The 14,882-nt window shown below is 63.6% G+C and carries 12 protein-coding genes; 4 read left to right on the forward strand and 8 right to left on the reverse strand.

The genetic code is table 11. The features are described 5' to 3' along the window. Positions 1-55: 55 nt before the first annotated feature. Positions 56-1,513 (reverse strand): FAD-binding oxidoreductase, encoded by a 1,458-nt coding sequence (locus LOZ77_RS03705; protein ID WP_230280847.1) that lies wholly within the window; start codon positions 1,511-1,513, stop codon positions 56-58. 155 nt (positions 1,514-1,668) lie between these two features. Between LOZ77_RS03705 and LOZ77_RS03710 the strand changes: the two genes are divergently transcribed. Together LOZ77_RS03710 and LOZ77_RS03715 are read left to right on the forward strand one after the other, a co-directional pair. Further along, entirely contained in the window at positions 1,669-2,205 is a 537-nt protein-coding gene (locus LOZ77_RS03710; protein WP_230280848.1) for a hypothetical protein, read from the forward strand. A gap of 190 nt (positions 2,206-2,395) precedes the next feature. Next, positions 2,396-3,769: a DEAD/DEAH box helicase gene (locus LOZ77_RS03715; RefSeq protein ID WP_230280849.1), complete on the forward strand. Its 1,374-nt coding sequence runs from the start codon at positions 2,396-2,398 to the stop codon at positions 3,767-3,769. A gap of 27 nt (positions 3,770-3,796) precedes the next feature. On the opposite strand, the gene LOZ77_RS03720 is transcribed toward LOZ77_RS03715, so the two are convergent. Beyond that, positions 3,797-6,121, reverse strand: a complete 2,325-nt coding sequence (locus LOZ77_RS03720; protein WP_230280850.1) for an ATP-dependent helicase — start codon at positions 6,119-6,121, stop codon at positions 3,797-3,799. A 154-nt stretch (positions 6,122-6,275) separates the two neighbouring features. Between LOZ77_RS03720 and LOZ77_RS03725 the strand changes: the two genes are divergently transcribed. After that, positions 6,276-6,839, forward strand: a complete 564-nt coding sequence (locus LOZ77_RS03725) for a hypothetical protein (protein WP_230280851.1) — start codon at positions 6,276-6,278, stop codon at positions 6,837-6,839. Positions 6,840-6,948: 109 nt separating this feature from the next. On the opposite strand, the gene rsmD is transcribed toward LOZ77_RS03725, so the two are convergent. Both rsmD and LOZ77_RS03735 read right to left on the reverse strand, forming a co-directional pair. Beyond that, the gene (rsmD, locus tag LOZ77_RS03730) at positions 6,949-7,494 is read right to left on the reverse strand and encodes a 16S rRNA (guanine(966)-N(2))-methyltransferase RsmD (RefSeq protein WP_230281764.1); all 546 of its coding nucleotides are present in this window, start codon (positions 7,492-7,494) and stop codon (positions 6,949-6,951) included. Between the two features lie 20 nt (positions 7,495-7,514). Then, complete coding sequence (locus tag LOZ77_RS03735) at positions 7,515-8,408, reverse strand: pseudouridine synthase (RefSeq protein ID WP_230280852.1); 894 nt, start codon at positions 8,406-8,408, stop codon at positions 7,515-7,517. Positions 8,409-8,590: 182 nt separating this feature from the next. Between LOZ77_RS03735 and LOZ77_RS03740 the strand changes: the two genes are divergently transcribed. Next, the gene (locus LOZ77_RS03740; RefSeq protein ID WP_230280853.1) at positions 8,591-10,330 is read left to right on the forward strand and encodes an MFS transporter; all 1,740 of its coding nucleotides are present in this window, start codon (positions 8,591-8,593) and stop codon (positions 10,328-10,330) included. On the opposite strand, the gene LOZ77_RS03745 is transcribed toward LOZ77_RS03740, so the two are convergent. From LOZ77_RS03745 to trpB, 4 genes are all read right to left on the reverse strand, one after another. Then, entirely contained in the window at positions 10,327-11,649 is a 1,323-nt protein-coding gene (locus tag LOZ77_RS03745; protein ID WP_230280854.1) for a folylpolyglutamate synthase/dihydrofolate synthase family protein, read from the reverse strand. The genes LOZ77_RS03740 and LOZ77_RS03745 overlap by 4 nt on opposite strands. A gap of 22 nt (positions 11,650-11,671) precedes the next feature. Further along, complete coding sequence (gene accD / locus LOZ77_RS03750; protein WP_230280855.1) at positions 11,672-12,523, reverse strand: acetyl-CoA carboxylase, carboxyltransferase subunit beta; 852 nt, start codon at positions 12,521-12,523, stop codon at positions 11,672-11,674. Beyond that, on the reverse strand, positions 12,520-13,311 hold the full coding sequence (gene trpA, locus LOZ77_RS03755) for a tryptophan synthase subunit alpha (RefSeq protein ID WP_230280856.1): 792 nt from the start codon (positions 13,309-13,311) through the stop codon (positions 12,520-12,522). The genes accD and trpA overlap by 4 nt, the downstream gene beginning before the upstream one ends. Positions 13,312-13,623: 312 nt before the next feature. Further along, positions 13,624-14,871, reverse strand: coding sequence for a tryptophan synthase subunit beta (trpB, locus tag LOZ77_RS03760; RefSeq protein ID WP_230280857.1), 1,248 nt, complete (start codon positions 14,869-14,871; stop codon positions 13,624-13,626). Positions 14,872-14,882 lie beyond the last annotated feature (11 nt).

Genomic DNA, 14,882 nt, shown 5'->3' on the forward strand with positions numbered 1-14,882 from the left:
GCAGGCGAGGGTGGCGGCGGGGGTTTCGGGGGAAACTGCCCGCCGCGCGCGATGGTCAGACCAGCTTGCCGGGATTGAGCAATCCGCCGGGATCGAGCGCCCGTTTGATGGCACGCATCACCTCCAGTGCCGCCGGATCGCGGGTTTCGCGCAGGGTTTCTAACTTGTCCTGCCCGATCCCGTGTTCGGCACTAATCGATCCGCCGATATCGGTGACCATGCGATAGACATGCCTGCTGACATCCTTGCCCGGACCCTGCTCCCACTCTTCGGCGTCGACACCTTGGGGGGCAACGGTGTGAAGATGGATGTTGCCGTCCCCCAGATGGCCGAAACCGACCACCTGAATGCCGGGGAAGAGCGCGGGTATGTCGCGTCCGGCCCGTTCCATCAATTCGGGCATCAGCGCAACGGGGACCGATATGTCGTGCTGCTTGGCGGGGCCGCGTTGTCGTTCGGCGGGGGCGACATTCTCACGCAGTTCCCAGAACGCTTCGGCCTGTTTCTCGTTCGCGGCGATGACGGCATCGGCGATTAGTCCGCGCTCCAGCGCATCGGCCATCGCGTTCTCGACCGTTTCGCCCAGCGCGTCGGCGCGATCCGGTCCCGCGTCGAATTCCATCAGCACGTTCCACCCATGCCGGTCGGCCAGCGGCGGGTGGGCATCGGGCATATAGTCAAGCACATGGTCGAGGCATTCTCGCGGGATCACCTCGAACCCCTCAAGCTCTTCGGCCAGAGCCTGCTGGCAATGGAGCAGCAGGCTGCGCGCCTGGTGGATGGTTTCGATCCCTGCCCATACCACGCGGCGTTCCGCGATGGCGGGGATCAGGCGCAGCACCGCGCGGGTTACGATACCCAGCGTTCCTTCCGATCCGATCCACAATTGCTTGAGGTCGAAACCGCGATTGTCCTTTTTCAGCGCCGATGTCAGATCGAGGATCGACCCGTCGGCCAGAACAACCTCAAGCCCTTCGACCAGTGCGCGCATGGTGCCATGGCGCAAGACCTGCGTGCCGCCCGCATTGGTGGAGATCAGCCCGCCGACCGTGGCCGACCCCTTGCCGCCCAGCGAGAGGGGGAAGCGCAGCCCTTGGCTCTCGGCCGCTTCGTGCAGGGTTTGCAGCACGACGCCAGCGCCGCATTCGGCGATCGAGGCGCCCTGATCGATGCGCAGCGATTGCATCCGGCGCAGCGACAACAGGATCGCTTGCCCGCTGTCGTCGGGGGTCGCGCCGCCGACCATTCCGCTATTGCCGCCCTGCGGAACCAGCGGGACGTTTTCCCGCGCACATAGCTTGACCAGCGCCGATAATTGCTCTGCCGTTTCGGGCTGGGCAAGGGCGCGCGCCTTGCCGCGGTACCGGCCCCGCCAGTCGGTCAGCCACGGTTCGATGGCATCGGCACCGGTAACGATACCGCATGGACCGAGCAGGCTGGCGGCTTCGGTCAGAAAGGGATCGGTGATCGCCGTCTCGGGGGCTGGTTCGGGCACCATGGTCGTCTCGCTCATCCTGCGCTTTTGCCAAAACGCGGCAGGGGCCGCAATCTTGCTGCGGTTCAGCGAACGTTAAATGCCGATGGGCAATGTCACCGCCGGGACATGTCGTGCCGCCGTTTTCGCGGGGATTGGGTGCGGCCGGAAATGATAGGGATTCTTGACTGCCTATGGCGAGCGGGCTTGCCTTTCTTGCAGCGATCTTGCTCGGCAATAATGCCGTGCCCGCCGGGATGCCCGATACCCGCCCCGCCAGCGAACCCTTGGCAGAAGCCGCCATTTTCGCCGAAGCGTTTGACCCCGTTCAACATCAGGTACGGATCGAACGCCGCGTTATCGTGCGCATCACCCCTTTCAGCGCGCGCCGGGCCTCCAGCGAGATGTCGATACCCGCTCCCCAGTCGGCACCGCGCAATTTCACCGCCGCGACCGAGGTGAAGGGCGGCTGCATTCCGCTGTCCGAAGTGGCTGGCGTACAACTGGGCGAGGGGCGGCGGCTGTTGCTGTTCATGCGCGACCGGCGCGTGATAACCGCCAGCTTCGAACGGTCTTGTCCCGTACAGGGCTTTTATTCGGGGTTCTACGTCGAACGCCCCGCCGATGGCATGCTGTGCGCCGGACGAGAGAGATTGCACGCACGATCGGGCGCGGATTGTACCTTGGGCAGCTTTGCCGAGTTGCAGGAAAGCCAGAACGACGACGATTAGGGTTTATGCGGGCCTCCGACTCGCGCTTTCCCTTGACTTTTCACCCGCTGCGCGCATAGGCGGCTGGCCGGTACGCCGGTGGTCGTTCCGACGGCGCGTTTTCGCGCATCCGGTGTCGCCCGTTTTGGCGAAAGTGGCTTTGCCCTTATCCGCCGCCCGTCCGTTTTGATACGTCCAACAGGATCACTGAATGAAGTTTGCCGATCTCGGCCTCTCCGACGAATTGCTGCAATCGGTCGCCGCGGCCGGTTATGACGAGCCGACCGCGATTCAGGCGCAGGCGATTCCTTCGGTACTGATGATGCGCGATCTGATCGGGATCGCCCAGACCGGCACGGGCAAGACGGCCAGCTTCGTTCTGCCGATGATCGACATTCTGGCGCATGGACGCCGCCGCGCGCGCATGCCGCGATCGCTGATCCTGGAACCGACGCGCGAACTGGCGGCGCAGGTGGCCGAGAACTTTGAGAAATACGGTTCGAACCACGATCTGAAGATGGCACTGCTGATCGGCGGCGTGCAGATGGGCGATCAGGTCAAGGCGCTGGACGAAGGCGTCGACGTGCTGATCGCCACGCCGGGCCGCCTGATGGATCTGTTCGAGCGTGGCAAGATATTGCTGACGGGTTGCGATCTTCTCGTCATCGACGAGGCGGACCGTATGCTCGACATGGGGTTCATCCCCGATATCGAGAATATCTGCACCAAGTTGCCGCCCAACAGGCAGACGCTGTTGTTTTCGGCAACGATGCCGCCGCCGATCAAGAAGCTGGCGGACAAGTTCCTCTCGAACCCCAAGTCGATCGAGGTCAGCCGCGCGGCCAGCACCAACAAGGATATCGAGCAATTCAAGGTTCGTACCTCTGCCCGCGCCAAGCGCGAGGTGCTGAGGAAGCTGCTGCGCGAGGATAACGTCAATACCGCGATCATCTTTGCCAATCGCAAGACCACTGTGCGCGAGCTGAACAAGAGCCTGCAGCGCCACGGTTTCGCGACTGGCGAGATCCACGGCGACATGGACCAGTCCGCGCGTCTGGCCGAACTTGCCCTGTTCAAGGAAGGCAAGATCAACATCCTGTGCGCCAGCGACGTTGCCGCGCGCGGACTGGACGTTAAGGGCGTCAGCCATGTCTTCAACTTCGATACGCCGTGGCACCCGGACGATTACGTGCACCGCATCGGCCGCACCGGCCGCGCCGGTGCCAAGGGCCGCGCGTTCACTTTCGTAACGGCAGAAGATGCCGAGGCGGTCGCCAATGTCGAGAAGCTGACCGGCGCGGAAATTCCGGTGTTCGAATTGACCGACAGCGAACCCGAGCACGAAGAGCGCGAAGAAAAGCGCGAACGCAAGCCGCGTGGCGACAGGTCGCGCGGCGACAAGCCCCGCAGCGGCAAAACTGGACGCGAGTCGAAGCCGGGGAGCGAGGACGTCCCGGTGCGTGCGCGGGAATCCAACCGCAAGGAAGCCCCCCGCCGCGAACGCCGCGATCAGCGTGAAGAACCGAGCAAGCCCGGCGAATGGAACGGCCCGATCCCCGATTTTCTCGGTGTATCGGCGGGTTGATCCTGCAGGTTTCGGGGTAATGGCCCGCTAGTCGGCGGGCTTTACGAAACTGTCGAGCAGGCGCTTCGTACCCGCCTGTTCGAAGTCGATCTCCAGCTTGTTGCCTTCTTGCGCGACAACCGCGCCATAGCCGAACTTGTCGTGAAACACGCGCTGCCCGATGGCAATATCGGTGCGCGGCTTCGCGGCAAAGCTGGCGGCGCTGCGATGTGTTTCGGCAATGCGTTTGGGTGCGGGATCGAACTGCCCCTGCGAAGCGCGGCGGAAACCCGGACCACGCGTCATGGTGCGCGCAGGCTGCGCTGCGGCGACATGGGCGAACGGATCGTCACGCTCGGTAAAACTGGCCCGCCACAATGATGCGCCGCCTGTCATCGTCGTTTCGATATCGACCATTTCTTCGGGCAATTCCTCGATAAATCGAGAGGGGATGGCGCTGCTCCACTGGCCATAGATGCGGCGGTTCGCGGCATGCAGGATGGTGCAGCGCTTGCGCGCGCGCGTGATCGCAACATAGGCAAGCCGGCGCTCTTCCTCCAGCGACTTCAATCCGCCCTCGTCGATCGCGCGCTGCGACGGGAAGACCCCTTCTTCCCAGCCGGGCAGGAACACATAGTCGAATTCCAGTCCCTTGGCGGCATGCATCGTCATGATGGTGATCGTGTCGGCATCGTCTGCCGCATCATTGTCCATCACCAGCGACACATGCTCCAGAAATGCGCCGAGGGTTTCATATTCCTCCATCGCGCGGGCCAGTTCGGACAGGTTTTCAAGCCTGCCCGCCGCCTCGGTGCTCTTTTCGGCCTGCAGAGCTTCGGTATAACCGCTTTCGTCCAGCACCACGCGGGCAAGCTCGGCAGGGGCCAATGTCTTCGCTTCCTCGCGCCAGCGGGCGAAATGGCGCATCAGATCCAGCACCGTATTGCGCGCACGGGCAGGCAATTCGTCGGTATCGCAAATATCGAGCGCGGCGGCAGCCAGCGGCATATCCGCATGGCGCGCATGGCGATGCAGCTTTTCCAGCGCCTTTTGGCCCAAGCCGCGTTTCGGCGTGTTGTAAATCCGTTCGAACGCCAGATCGTCCGACGGCTGTGCGATCACGCGCAGATAGGCGAGAGCATCGCGGATCTCTGCCCGTTCGTAAAAGCGGAAACCGCCGATGATGCGATAGTTGAGGCCGATCTGGATGAAGCGGTCCTCGAACTCGCGTGTCTGGAACTGGGCACGCACAAGGATGGCCGTGCTGGACAGGCGGATGCCGCCGCGCATCAGCGCCTCGGCCTCTTCGCCCACGCGGCGGGCTTCCTCGGGACCGTCCCACACGCCGATCACGCGCAGCTTCTCCCCCTCGGGCTTTTCGGTCCACAGCGTCTTGCCAAGCCGCTCGCTATTCGCGCCGATCAGCGTGGAGGCAGCAGCAAGGATCTGCGGAGTCGAGCGATAGTTCTGTTCCAGCTTGATGATCTTCGCGCCGGGAAAATCACGTTCGAACCGCAGGATATTGGCGACTTCCGCGCCGCGCCACGAATAGATCGACTGATCGTCGTCACCCACCACGCAGATATTGTGGCCAGCGTCGCCCTTCACTTCGGCCAGCAGGCGAAGCCACAGATACTGGACGGTATTGGTGTCCTGATATTCGTCCACCATGATATATTTGAAACGGCGACGATATTCGGAAAGCACGTCGGCGTGCTTTTTCAGGATCGTCACCATATGAAGCAGCAGATCGCCGAAATCACAGGCGTTCAGCGCCCTGAGCCGGTCCTGATACAGGCGATACATCTGCTCGCCGCGGCCATTGGCATAGGCCTCGTTTTCCACCGCATCCAGGTCGCCGGGCAGCAGGCCGCGGTTCTTCCAGCGATCGATCAGTCCGGCTAGCTGACGCGCGGGCCAGCGCTTTTCATCAAGGTCGTTGGCATTGATCAGCTGCTTCAACAGCCGGATCTGATCGTCGGTGTCGATGATCGTGTAATTGGATTGCAGGCCGACCAGTTCGGCATGTTTGCGCAGCATACGGGCGGCGATGGCGTGAAACGTGCCCAGCCACGGCATCCCCTCAACCGCAGGGCCGATCAGATTGCCAACGCGCTCGCGCATCTCGCGCGCGGCCTTGTTGGTAAAGGTGACGCACAGAATTTCGCCGGGCCATGCGCGGCGGCTGGCGACCAGATGCGCAAGTCGTGCGGTTAACGCCGCCGTCTTGCCGGTGCCTGCGCCCGCCAGCATCAGCACCGGCCCCTCGGTCGTCAGCACCGCCTCTCGCTGCGGGTCGTTCAACCCCTGCAGCCACGGCTCACCCTGATGGACCGGTGGTGTGCGCGGGGGCGTAAGGGCATTGTCGGACATGGTGAACAGTTAGGGAACGAAACCCCGTCGCGCAAGCCGGAGAGCGGCCATTGCCAACCAACTTCCCCGGAACGATTTACCGAATGGAAACGTAGAAAAGGCAAGGAAGAGGCCAAGTTCAACGAGAGGCCGTGGCAAACGAAGGAGAGCCCTCATGCGAAAACTCATTCTGACCGGAGCCGCGCTGATGCTTGGCACGGCACCGGTTGCCATTCAGGCGCAGCCCGCGGCGATCCAGCTGACCGAAGCACAACAGTCGGAATATGCCGGTTGGTCCGATGCGAAAAAGGCCGAATTCGCGACATGGCCGACCAGCTATCAGGCCTATTACTGGGGCCTGACGCCGACGCAGCAAGACGCCTATTGGACGCTGCCCATCGAGCGACGTGCGCAGCTTGCCGCCATGGCGCCCGCCGAAGAGGCACAGGCGTGGAGCGAGATCGAGGCGAAATTCGCCGCCGATTCGACGGCTGGCACGGTCGAACCGGTCTATCTGATGCAAAGCAACGAAATGTCGCAGGCCGCACCCCCTGCGCAGGCGGGCGAGTATCCCGTCTGCAGCGACGGCATGACCGACGGCTGCATCAACCCGCGCGAGGCGGGCAAGGATTACGGGAATGTCCCGCTGGATTACTGGCCGGGCAAACCCGCCAGCCAGATGACGCCTGAGGAAAAGATGCAGCACCAGAAGGCACAGGCCGCCCCGCCGCAGCCATAGGGTTTTTGCGTTCTTCGCGCAGCCTGTGGGGGCATTCGGCGGCGCGCGGGACGCACAGGGGGAGGAGGGCGGTCCGCCATCGGTGTGGCCGCCCTTTTCCTGTTCCGGATCAATCGGCCCTGCGCAACAAATGCAGCCGTGCCTTGCCGCAATCGCGGACGGTCTCTGCCTCGAAACCCTTGACGGTAACATCCTCGTCGCGGCCGGTTTCGATGCTGATCCAGGTGGCCGGCGCGATCCATCCGATCCGGTTGAGCCTGTCCAGCGCCACCGCGCCCGCACCGGTGCCATAGGGCGGGTCCATCAGCAACAGATCGGGTGCATCGTCGGTTTTCGTCAGCGAGAGCACCGATCCCGCGCGGACATCGCATCGCGGCTGGGCCTGAAGGGTGGCGATATTGCCGCGCAGGGCGCGGATCGCGGCGGGGTCCTGCTCGACAAACAGGGCGCGCGCCGCTCCGCGTGACAATGCCTCCAGCCCCAATGCGCCGGAACCGGCGAACAGATCGGCCACGAACAGCCCTTCGAAACTGCCCAGGCGGCTGAGCAGCATCGAAAACAAGGCCTCGCGCGTGCGGTCAGCAGTGGGGCGGGTCGCATCGCCTTCGGGTGCGTTTAAACGCCGACCGCGCCAATCGCCCGCAATGATGCGCAGGCCCGTGGGCTTACCCTGCTTCACGCGCCCTTGTCCGTCTTCAGCGCCTTGCGCAGCCGCTCGACATCCTTTTGCGGCACTTCAGCCGCTTGCCCGCGGGCCAGATCGCCCAGCACGAACGGGCCATAGGACAGGCGCAACAGGCGCGATACTTTCAGGCCGAGATGCTCCAGCACGCGGCGAACCTCGCGGTTCTTGCCTTCGGTCAGGGTCAGCTCGATCCATTGGTTGCGGCCCGTCCGACGCTCCATATTCGCATCGATCTGGCCATAGTGGATGCCGTCGATCTCGATCCCGTCCATCAACCCTTCCAGATCGTTCTGGGTGATGTCGCCGAAGGTGCGGGCGCGATAGGTGCGGGGCACGCCCGTGGCGGGCAATTCAAGCGCGCGCTTCAACTCGCCATCGTTGGTAAGGAGCAGCAAGCCCTCTGTATTGAGGTCGAGCCTGCCGACCGGCATCAGCCGCGGCGCGCCTGCAGGCAGGGCATTGCGCAAGGCGGTGTAGATCGTGGGCCGACCGGCGGGATCACGCTCCGCCGTCAACAGGCCCTGCGGCTTGTGAAACCGGAACAGGCGCGCCTGTTCGGGCGCGGCGACCGGTTTTCCGTCCACGGTCACGCCTTTCAGGCTGGTCAGCACGGTCGCGGGCGTGTCCAGCACCTTGCCGTCGATCGCGATGCGCCCGTCCTCGATCATGCGCTCCACCTCGCGGCGGGAGGCAATGCCAGCGCGGGCAAGCAATTTGGCGATCCGGTCCCCGTCGCGCTTCGGCAAATCGGGGGAGGGCGGTGTCGGTCCTTTCGCGCGCGGCTTTGCGGGGCCGCGGGCGGGGCGGCGGGTGCCGGACTTGCCGCCCGCGTTGCCGCGTGAGGGCCGGTTGTTGCGCGTAGGGGGGCGTTTGTCGCCGGTCACATGCAGTCGCCTGTCGTTAGGAAGGGTTCGTTCAGCCGCGCGCCATGCGCCATCGCGCACTCTGGCGCAAGTCGGGTGACATGCTGGTCGGGGCCCGTGCAAGTCGGGTGACAAGCCGGGGGCGGCAATTGCGTGGCGGCGGCGAAGCGTTTTACACCGATCCACCAATGCAAGGAGAGCGGATGAGCAGCACCCCCGTCACCGGCGACACCGCGCCCGAAGCCGAAACGCCGCCGGCCCGGAAAAAACCCGGCTGGCGCGCGCTGGCCGCTGCGCTGAAGAACCGCAAAACAGCCTATATGCTGCTGTTCGGTTTTGCCTCGGGGCTGCCCTATACGCTGCTTCTCTCCACGCTCTATGCCTGGATGAGCGACACATCCATCGATCTGGAGACGATGGGTGTCTTCTCTCTGATCGGGCTGGCCTACAGCTTCAAGTTCCTGTGGTCGCCGGTGCTGGATCAGGTCAACCTCCCGATTATCAAGCGGCTGGGGCATCGCAAGCAATGGATCGTCACCGCGCAATTTCTGTTGGGCGGAGTATTGTTGTTCGTGTCGCGGCTGGATCCGGCGGGGGCGATCGGTGTGTTGTCTTTGATGGCGGCCATCGGCGCGTTCGCGGGTGCGACGCAGGACGTGGTGATGGATGCATGGCGCGTCGATGTCGCGGACGAGGAAGCGACCATCGATATGCTTTCCACCGTGTATCAGCTGGGCTGGCGGACGGCCGTTCTGGTTGGCGGCGCGCTGGCATTGGTGATTGCGGACCGTACCGACTGGCCCACGGTCTATGCGATCATGGGCGGTGTTATGATGCTGATAGCCTTTGCCGCCATCTTCGCGCCCGAGGCGGAGCAGAGCGTTGCCACCATCGCGGCAGATGACGAGGCGCTGAAGGGCCTGCGCCGGACGGGGCAGTTGCAACCGAAAATCCGCGGCTGGGCACTGGCCATCGTTGGTGTGCTGTGGGGCTGGGCGCTGATTACCGTGGGCGTATTCATGTTCCGTTCTCTCAGTTCCGATCCCGATGCGCGGCCCGATTCGGTCGAATTCATCACCGGCATGGGACCGGTGATCGTGATCGCCACCGTGGTCGTTCCGGTGATCATCGCCGCTGTATTGGAGAACTGGCGACGCAAGGGACGCTATGTGCTGACGGGCGACGCGGCAAAGTCGGGCGCATTCGACGGGTTTGTCGACCATGGCTATCGTGCGCTGATCCTTCCTTTGACCGAATTCGTCGGTCGGCTGGGGTGGGCGGTTATCATCGTGCTGACGCTGGTGTTGTCCTACCGCTTTACCGATACGGTGTGGGGCAGCTTTGCCTATCCGTTCTATCTGGGTGAATTGCAGTATTCCAAGGACGAGGTGGCGATCGCGTCCAAGGGGTTCGGGGTTGGCGCGCTTATGTTCGGCATCATGCTGGGCGGCGCATTGTTCAGTTTCATCGGCCGCATGGCGGTGCTGTTCATCGGCGCGCTGACGGCTGCACTTTCGAACCTGCTCTATGCCGATCTGGCGCTCGGCGGCTCCTATATGGAACTGGTGTCGAACCTTACCGGCTTTTCAACGCTGGTCGAATGGCTTGGGGGCGATCTGCGTCTGGCAAAGCTGATGATGGCGATTGCGGGAGAGAACGTGGCGGGCGGTCTCGCCGGAGCGGCATTGGTGGCCTATCTCTCCTCGATCACGGCCAAGGGTTATTCGGCAGTGCAATATGCGCTGCTGTCGTCGCTTACCTTCCTCATCGGCACGTTGGGACGCGGCGCATTGGGGCAGATGATCGATGAGGAAGGCTATTACCCTGTCTTCATCCTGACCACGGCGCTGGGCATGATCGCGGTCGCCGCCTGTATCATCGAATGGGTTCGGCAATCGCGGCTTGGCAAACGCGCAGGGGTGGTCGCGCCCGAAGCAGTCTAGTCGGGCAGTTCCCCGTTTGCCCGCAGCACACGGCCTGCCAGATAGAGCGAGCCGCAAATCAGGACCGGAGTATCGGTGCCCGTTACTCGCGTCAGGGCATCCTCGACCGACAGGGCCGTGCCGGACGCGAGACCCAGATCGGCCGCAGCTTTTGCCAGATATTCCGGCGAGTGGCAGGCATGGCCCGGGATGGGCACGGCCGTCAGACCGGCGAGATGCGGCGCCAGCGGAGTAAGGAAGCCGCGCGCGTCCTTATTGTCCAGCATCGCGCAGATCGCGTGCGGTTTCCGGTCGAGAGCGGCCAGATATGCGGCGAGAACCCGTGCCGCATCGGGATTATGCCCGCCATCCAGGAGCACGCGCGCAGGCGCGGTCAGCGCAGTTAGCGGACCGTCTGACAGCCATTGCAACCGCGCGGGCCAGCAGGCGTTCTCGATACCTTGCACCATGGCGGCAGAGCTGACGGTCACCCCATCCTGATGGCGCAACATGGCGACGGCCAGCGCTGCATTGTCGGCCTGATGCGCGCCGGGCAGGGCGGGCATTGGCAAGGCCAGTTCACCGTGCCGGTCGCGATAGTCGATTGTGTCATTCGATACCGCGTCCCAGTCGCCACCGCGCATATGCAGCTGACAGCCTTTGCTCGCGGCAACGGCGGCAATCGCGTCGCCGGCCTCGGGCCCATAGGCTTGCGTCACCAGTGGCACGCCTTGCTTCGCTATCCCTGCCTTTTCAAATGCGATGCGCGCCATCGGATGTGCGGGCGCGCTGTCATCGGGGGCCAGCAGAAAGCGTTCGTGATCCATACCCAAAGTCGCGATCCCGCAGACGGCGGGACGGGCCAGCACGTTGGACGCATCGAAACGCCCGCCCAGACCGACCTCTATCACACAGGCATCGGCTGGCGTTCTGCTGAAGGCTAGGAAGGCAGCGGCGGTCGTCACCTCGAAGAAGCTGGCGCCGACATCTTCGCCCGCGTCGATCACTTCGGCGAGCAGCGTCGCCAGCGCGTCGTCGGAAATCAGCGTGCCCGCCAGCCTGATGCGTTCGTTGTACCGCACCAGATGCGGGCTGGTGAACTGGTGCACACGCTTGCCGTCAGCCTCCAGCATAAAGCGCAGGAAGGCACTGGTCGAACCCTTGCCGTTCGTGCCCGCGATATGGAACGCGGGCGGCATTGTGTTCTGCGGATTGCCGATCCTGTCCAGCAGCGCGCGGATCGCATCGAGCCCCAACCGGCCTTGAGGCACGGACAGCGCCTCAAGCCGGTTCAGCTGCGCCTGCACGCGCGGATCGTCTGACACGGCGAAATCGCGCATCTGTTGGGCTTTGCGCTTGGCCTCAGGCTGCCTGTTTGGCGGTCATCAGATAGTCGATGGTCTTGGCCAGCGTTTCGCGGATTTCGGCGCGCGGGACGACCATGTCGAGCATGCCGTGTTCGTGCAGATATTCGGAACGCTGGAACCCTTCGGGCAATTGCTCGCGGATGGTGTCCTGAATGACGCGCTGGCCCGCAAAGCCGATCAGCGCATTGGGTTCGGCCATTTGCACATCGCCCAGCATCGCATAGCTGGCGGTAACGCCGCCCGTGGTCGGATCGGTAAGCACGACGATATAGGGCAGGCCCGCCGCATGCAGCCGCCGGATCGCCACCGTGGTTCGCGGCATCTGCATCAGCGACAAAATGCCTTCCTGCATGCGCGCGCCGCCCGCTGCGGTAAAGATCACATAGGGGCAGCCCGCCTGTACCGCGCGGTCGACGCCCGCGACGAACGCATCGCCCACGGCCATGCCCATCGATCCGCCCATGAAACCGAAATCCTGAACGCCGACGATGGCCCTGCGCCCCTCGATCGTGCCTTCCGCCGTGGTCAGCGCATCGGGATGCGGCGCGTTATGGCGCGCCGAACGCAGGCGGTCGGTGTATTTCTTGGTGTCGCGGAACTTCAGCGGGTCTTCCTTGACCTGCGGGGCGGGCAGGACGGTATAGCCGGCGTCCATCACCTGCCCAAGGCGCGTGTCCGCGCCGATGCGGCCATGATGCTCGCAGCGGGGGCAGACCCACAGATTATCCTCATACTCCTTGGTAAACAGCATTTCGCCGCAACCGGGGCATTTGCGCCAGAGATTATCGGGCGTATCGCGCTTGGGTGCGAAGGGCAGGCGTTTGCGGACTTCACTCAGCCAGCTCATGATGCAGTCTCCCTCGCCGCGTGCACGGCATCGGCCAGCGCGGCGGTCAGTTCTTGAATATATCGGGGGGCTTCGTGGCCGTGCCGGGCCACAAGGTCAACCAATGCCGATCCGACGACGACGCCATCGGCCACGCGGGCGATCTGGCTTGCCTGTTCGGGGGTACGCACGCCGAAACCGACGCAGACGGGCAGGTCGGTCGCTGCTTTCAGCCGCGCGACGGCATCGTCGATGCTGGCCTGCGCCGCCTGTTGCAGCCCGGTGATGCCCGCGACCGACACGTAATAGAGGAAGCCGCCCGCACCATCGAGAATGGCGGGCAGGCGCTTTGCGTCGCTGGTGGGCGTCGCAAGGCGGATCGCGGCCAGCCCCTCGGCGCGCAGCGCGGTGCCGAGCGAATCGTCTTCCTCCGGCGGGATGTCGACGCAGATCACCCCATCGACGCCTGCGGCCTTGGCTTCGCGCGCGAACCAGTCCGCCCCGCGCCGTACCATCGGATTGGCATAGCCCATCAGGACAAGCGGAATATCGGGATGCCGAGCGCGGAAATCACCGGCGATTTTCAGCACATCGGCGGTTTTGGTGCCCGCACCCAACGCACGCAGATTCGCCAGCTGGATCGCCGGACCGTCCGCCATCGGATCGGTAAAGGGCATGCCCAGTTCGATCACATCGGCACCGCCCTCGACCAAGGCGTCAAGATTGGCCGCAGTATCGCCATCGCCCGCCGTGATGAAACAGACGAGCGCAGGTTGCGGCTTGGCGAAGGTTTTTTCGAAGCGGGTCATTTTGAAGGGCTCAGAAATCGAAATGGGACCAAAATTGCAGAACGCGCCAGATGTTGAAAAACAATCCGATTACGAAGGTTATCACTGATGCATAAGAAACTAAGTGGATTGCATCCCAGATTGTGAAATTCCAGTCGCCCAAAAAGACGAGAAAGGCAAAGAGCGAATAGATCGGGATGGAAATGAGGAAGGAGATTGTAGCCCGCTTCACGCTAATCATGGAGAGGAGTCCGGATAAAAACCCTTTTGACATGCCCTCTCGGTGATCCTGTTCCCACATTGGGTGGGGTTTGCGCTTGGGCGCTCGCTTCCTCAAATCTCCACCCCCAGCGCCTTGGCCACAGTGAAGATGTCCTTGTCGCCGCGTCCGCACAAATTGCACAGCACGATCTGGTCCTCGTCCATTTCGCGCGCACGCTTCACCACGGCTGCGATGGCGTGGCTGGGTTCGAGGGCAGGGATGATGCCCTCGGTCCGGCAGAGCAGTTGGAAAGCGTCCAGCGCCTCCTTATCCGTCGCGCTGGTATATTCGACGCGGCCCACATCGCGCAGCCACGCGTGTTCGGGGCCGATGCCGGGATAGTCCAACCCTGCGCTGATCGAGTGCCCCTCGATAATTTGCCCGTCATCGTCCTGCAGCAGATAGGTCTTGTTGCCATGCAGGATACCCGGCGCGCCGCCTGCCAATGATGCGGCATGCTCCTTGTCCAGCCCGTAACCGGCGGCTTCCACGCCCAACAGGCCGACATCCTTGTCGTCGAGGAAGGGGTGGAACAGGCCGATCGCGTTCGATCCGCCGCCGATCGCCGCGACGCATACGTCGGGCAGGCGGCCCACGCGCGACAGCATCTGCTCGCGCGCCTCGCGCCCGATCACGCTTTGAAAATCGCGGACCAGTTCGGGATAGGGATGCGGACCCGCCGCCGTGCCGATGATATAGAAGGTGTCGTGGACGTTCGCGACCCAGTCGCGCAGCGCCTCGTTCATCGCGTCCTTCAGCGTGGCGGCGCCCGCCTTCACTGGCACGACTTCGGCGCCCAGAAGCTTCATGCGGAACACATTGGGCTGCTGCCGCTCGACATCGGTCGCGCCCATATAGACGACGCAGGGCAGGCCGAAACGCGCTGCGACAGTGGCGGTCGCCACACCATGCTGGCCCGCGCCGGTTTCCGCGATGATGCGCGTCTTGCCCATACGGATCGCCAGCAGGATCTGGCCGATGCAATTATTGATCTTGTGCGCGCCGGTATGGTTCAGCTCGTCACGCTTGAACCAGACTTGCGCCCCTTTTCCGGCGGGAGCGTCCTTGCGTAATTCCTCGGTCAGCCGCTCCGCGTAATAGAGCGGGCTGGGCCGTCCGACATAATGTTCCAGCAGATCGTCGAACTGTTCCTGAAACGCGGGATCGGCCTTGGCCGCGCGATATTCGCGTTCCAGATCGAGGATCAGCGGCATCAGCGTTTCGGACACGTAACGACCGCCGAACTGGCCGAAATGGCCACGCTCGTCAGGCTGGTTCGCAAAGCTGTTGGGCAGATCGCTGATGATGGTGTCGGTCATGGCGTGCGATT

This window comes from Croceicoccus sp. Ery15, from assembly GCF_020985305.1.
Taxonomy (GTDB): Bacteria; Pseudomonadota; Alphaproteobacteria; order Sphingomonadales; family Sphingomonadaceae; genus Croceicoccus.

Bases quoted from the DNA above. Each gene is read 5' to 3' on its own strand.
- LOZ77_RS03705 (WP_230280847.1), bottom strand. From the start codon at position 1,513: ATGAGCGAGACGACCATGGTGCCCGAACCAGCCCCCGAGACGGCGATC.
- LOZ77_RS03720 (WP_230280850.1), bottom strand. From the start codon at position 6,121: ATGTCCGACAATGCCCTTACGCCCCCGCGCACACCACCGGTCCATCAG.
- trpA (WP_230280856.1), bottom strand. From the start codon at position 13,311: ATGACCCGCTTCGAAAAAACCTTCGCCAAGCCGCAACCTGCGCTCGTC.
- LOZ77_RS03710 (WP_230280848.1), top strand. From the start codon at position 1,669: ATGGCGAGCGGGCTTGCCTTTCTTGCAGCGATCTTGCTCGGCAATAAT.
- LOZ77_RS03715 (WP_230280849.1), top strand. From the start codon at position 2,396: ATGAAGTTTGCCGATCTCGGCCTCTCCGACGAATTGCTGCAATCGGTC.
- trpB (WP_230280857.1), bottom strand. From the start codon at position 14,871: ATGACCGACACCATCATCAGCGATCTGCCCAACAGCTTTGCGAACCAG.
- LOZ77_RS03725 (WP_230280851.1), top strand. From the start codon at position 6,276: ATGCGAAAACTCATTCTGACCGGAGCCGCGCTGATGCTTGGCACGGCA.
- LOZ77_RS03740 (WP_230280853.1), top strand. From the start codon at position 8,591: ATGAGCAGCACCCCCGTCACCGGCGACACCGCGCCCGAAGCCGAAACG.
- accD (WP_230280855.1), bottom strand. From the start codon at position 12,523: ATGAGCTGGCTGAGTGAAGTCCGCAAACGCCTGCCCTTCGCACCCAAG.
- LOZ77_RS03745 (WP_230280854.1), bottom strand. From the start codon at position 11,649: ATGCGCGATTTCGCCGTGTCAGACGATCCGCGCGTGCAGGCGCAGCTG.